This window comes from Adlercreutzia sp. DFI.6.23 (genome assembly GCF_024462535.1).
Taxonomy (GTDB): Bacteria; Actinomycetota; Coriobacteriia; order Coriobacteriales; family Eggerthellaceae; genus Adlercreutzia; species Adlercreutzia rubneri.
The window spans coordinates 1-381 of record NZ_JANGBP010000243.1 but is presented as its reverse complement, the minus strand read 5'-3'; the positions used below and the strand labels follow the sequence as shown (position 1 = coordinate 381).

The following is a 381-nucleotide window of genomic DNA, read 5'->3' as shown; positions in this document are numbered from 1 at the left end:
CGCGGCATCAGCGAGCCCTTCTGCGCATTCAGCGACTCCTTGATGCGCTCGCGCATGTCCTCGACGGACTCGAAGCCCATCTTCTCCTTGGCCCACTCGTCGGTGACCTCGGGCGTGACCATCTTCTTCACCACGTTGCAGGTGACCTCGAAGGTGACAGGCTTGCCTGCCTTCCCGGCCAGAAGCACGGCCGTCTCGTCCTCGGGAATCTCGAGCGTGAACTCTTTGGTCTGGCCCTTCTTCATGCCGAGGATCTCCTCGTCGAAGGCCTCGGAGAACATGCCGGTGCCCGGGCCGTACAGACGGGACTCGCTCGCGAGCGCGGCGATCTCGTTGGCGTCGGCGTCGGTGGCCTTCATGGTGAGGTCGGCGTAGTTCTCC

Annotated in this window: 1 pseudogene; it reads right to left on the bottom strand. The window is 64.0% G+C overall.

The window, feature by feature from the left end:
* Positions 1–381, bottom strand: a pseudogene (locus tag NE591_RS13200) (trigger factor); the annotation flags it as partial.